At 64.3% G+C, this 3,628-nt stretch carries 3 protein-coding genes; all 3 read left to right on the top strand.

Annotated elements, in window-relative coordinates:
* Positions 1 to 1,035, top strand: a 1,035-nt coding sequence (locus AWB75_RS36120) for an isovaleryl-CoA dehydrogenase (RefSeq protein WP_061128703.1), incomplete at its 5' end; no start/stop codon positions are given.
* Positions 1,036 to 1,045: 10 nt separating this feature from the next.
* A complete protein-coding gene (locus AWB75_RS36115) occupies positions 1,046 to 2,653 on the top strand; it encodes a carboxyl transferase domain-containing protein (protein WP_061128702.1) in 1,608 nt (535 codons plus the stop codon).
* A 5-nt stretch (positions 2,654 to 2,658) separates the two neighbouring features.
* On the top strand, positions 2,659 to 3,628 hold a 970-nt coding region (locus AWB75_RS36110; protein ID WP_143746681.1), incomplete at its 3' end, for an acetyl-CoA carboxylase biotin carboxylase subunit.

The raw sequence follows: 3,628 nt of genomic DNA, 5'->3' as shown, positions 1-3,628 counted from the left end.
AAGCTCGGCGATCTCGGCGTGCTCGGCATGACCGTCTCCGAGGAATACGGCGGCGCGAACATGGGCTACACGGCGCACATGGTCGCGATGGAAGAGATTTCGCGCGCATCGGCGTCGGTGGGTCTGTCGTATGGCGCGCATTCGAATCTGTGCGTGAACCAGATTCATCGCAACGGCACGGAAGCGCAGAAGCAGAAATATCTGCCGAAGCTCGTGTCCGGCGAACATATCGGCGCGCTGGCCATGAGCGAGCCGAACGCGGGCTCCGACGTCGTCAGCATGAAGCTGCGCGCCGACGAAAAGAGCGATCACTACGTGCTCAACGGCACGAAGATGTGGATCACCAACGGCCCGGACTGCGACACGCTCGTCGTCTACGCGAAGACCGATATCGAAGCGGGACCGCGCGGCATCACCGCGTTTATCGTCGAAAAGGGCATGAAGGGCTTCAGCGTCGCGCAGAAGCTCGACAAGCTCGGCATGCGCGGCTCGCATACCGGCGAGCTCGTGTTCGAGAACGTCGAAGTGCCGAAGGAAAACATCCTCGGCCAGTTGAACGGCGGCACGAAAGTGCTGATGAGCGGCCTCGACTACGAACGCGCCGTGCTCGCGGGCGGCCCGACCGGCATCATGCTCGCGTGCATGGATTCGGTTGTCCCGTATATCCACGACCGCAAGCAGTTCGGCCAGGCGATCGGTGAATTCCAGCTCATTCAGGGCAAGGTCGCCGACATGTATTCGACGCTGCAGGCGTGCCGCGCCTATCTCTACGCGGTGGGCCGTCAACTCGACACGCTCGGCTCGGGCCATGTCCGGCAAGTGCGCAAGGACTGCGCGGGCGTCATTCTCTACACCGCGGAAAAAGCCACGTGGATGGCCGGCGAAGCGATCCAGATTCTCGGCGGCAACGGCTACATCAACGAATATCCGGTCGGCCGTCTGTGGCGCGACGCGAAGCTCTATGAGATCGGCGCGGGCACGAGCGAAATCCGCCGCATGCTGATCGGCCGCGAACTCTTCGCCGAAACGGCTTGAGGGCGCGCTCATGGCGATCATCGAATCGAAACTGAATCCGCGCGGCGAGGAATTCCGCACCAACGCGGCGGCGCTCGAAGCGCTCGTCGCGGACCTCAAAGAGAAGGTCGCGAAGATCGCGGAAGGCGGCGGGCGGGCCGCGCGCGACAAGCACGTCTCGCGCAACAAGCTGCTGCCGCGCGATCGCATCGCGCAACTGCTCGATCCGGGCACGCCGTTTCTCGAACTGTCGCAACTCGCCGCGTACGGCATGTACAACGACGACGCGCCGGGCGCGGGCATCATCACGGGCATCGGGCGCATCGCGGGGCAGGAGTGCGTGGTCGTCTGCAACGACGCGACCGTGAAAGGCGGCACGTACTATCCCGTCACCGTGAAGAAGCATTTGCGCGCACAGGAAATCGCGGAGCAGAACCGCCTTCCGTGCGTCTATCTCGTCGATTCGGGCGGCGCGAACCTGCCGAATCAGGACGACGTGTTCCCCGACCGCGATCACTTCGGCCGCATCTTCTACAACCAGGCGAACATGTCGGCGCAGGGCATCGCGCAGATCGCGGTCGTCATGGGTTCGTGCACCGCGGGCGGTGCGTATGTCCCGGCGATGAGCGACGAATCGATCATCGTGAAGAATCAAGGCACGATCTTTCTCGGCGGCCCGCCGCTCGTGAAAGCCGCGACGGGCGAAGAAGTCAGCGCCGAAGACTTGGGCGGCGGCGACGTGCATACGCGTCTCTCGGGCGTCGCCGATCATCTCGCGCAAAACGACGCGCATGCGCTTGGCATTGCACGCAGCATCGTGGGTAATCTGAATCGCGTGAAGACGCCTTCGGTTGCGTTGAAGGAACCGCTGCCGCCGCGTCACGATCCGGCGAGCGTGTACGGCGTGATTCCCGTCGATACGCGCAAGCCTTTCGATGTGCGCGAAGTGATCGCGCGCATCGTCGACGATTCCGCCTTCGACGAATTCAAGGCGCGCTACGGCACGACGCTCGTCTGCGGCTTCGCGCATATCTGGGGGCACCCGGTCGGCATCGTCGCGAACAACGGCATTCTGTTTTCCGAGTCGGCGCTGAAGGGCGCGCATTTCATCGAACTGTGCGCGCAACGCAAGATTCCGCTCGTGTTCTTGCAGAACATCACGGGCTTCATGGTCGGACGCAAGTACGAGAACGAAGGCATCGCGCGCAACGGCGCGAAGATGGTGACGGCCGTTGCGACCGCGAAAGTGCCGAAGTTCACGGTGATCATCGGCGGCTCGTTCGGCGCGGGCAACTACGGCATGTGCGGCCGCGCGTACTCTCCGCGCTTTCTGTGGATGTGGCCGAACGCGCGCATCTCGGTGATGGGCGGCGAGCAGGCCGCGTCCGTGCTCGCGACCGTGCGGCGCGACGGCATCGAGAAGAAGGGCGGCTCGTGGTCGAGCGAAGAAGAGGAAGCGTTCAAGGCGCCGATCCGCGATCAGTACGAAGCGCAAGGGCATCCGTATTACGCGAGCGCGCGCCTCTGGGACGACGGCGTGATCGACCCCGCGCAGACGCGCGACGTTTTGGGCCTCGGGTTGGCCGCGACGATGAACGCACCGATTGAAGAAACGCGCTTCGGCGTGTTCAGGATGTGACCGCCATGTTCAACAAAATACTCATAGCGAACCGCGGCGAGATCGCATGCCGCGTGGCGGCAACGGCGAAGCGCCTGAATGTCGGCAGCGTCGCCATCTACTCCGATGCCGATGCGAAAGCCAAGCACGTCGATGTCTGCGACGAAGCGGTGCACGTCGGCGGATCGGCGGCGTCGGAAAGCTATCTGCGTATCGAACGCATCGTCGAGGCGGCGAAGCGCACCGGCGCGCAGGCGATTCATCCGGGCTACGGCTTTCTGTCGGAGAACGAAGAATTCGCCAACGCATGCGGTAAAGCGGGCATCACGTTCATCGGCCCGCCGGTCGAAGCGATCAGCGCGATGGGCTCCAAAGCCGCCGCGAAGGCGCTCATGCAATCCGCGTCCGTGCCGCTCGTGCCGGGCTATCACGGCGACGATCAGGACGCTTCGCTGCTTCAGCGCGAAGCCGATCGCATCGGTTATCCCGTGCTGCTGAAAGCGAGCGCGGGCGGCGGCGGCAAGGGCATGCGCGTCGTCGAGAAGAGCGAGGACTTCGCGGCCGCGCTGGCGTCGTGCAAGCGCGAGGCGGCGTCGAGCTTCGGCAACGATCGCGTGCTGATCGAAAAGTACTTGCTGCGTCCGCGGCACGTCGAAGTGCAGGTTTTCGCCGACAAGCACGGCAACGCGGTGTATCTCTTCGATCGCGATTGCTCGGTGCAGCGCCGCCATCAGAAGGTGCTGGAAGAAGCGCCCGCTCCCGGTCTCGCCGATGAAACCCGCCGCGCGATGGGCGAAGCCGCGGTCGCGGCGGCGCGCGCGGTGAATTATGTCGGCGCGGGCACGGTCGAGTTCATCATGACGCAGGACGGCCAGTTCTACTTCATGGAGATGAACACGCGCCTGCAGGTCGAGCATCCGGTGACGGAGATGGTCACGGGCCTCGATCTCGTCGAATGGCAACTGCGCGTGGCGGCGGGCGAGCCGCTGCCGCTCA

The sequence above is a fragment of the Caballeronia catudaia genome, assembly GCF_001544755.2.
Lineage (GTDB): Bacteria > Pseudomonadota > Gammaproteobacteria > Burkholderiales > Burkholderiaceae > Caballeronia > Caballeronia catudaia.
This window is presented reverse-complemented; position numbering and strand designations above follow the sequence as displayed.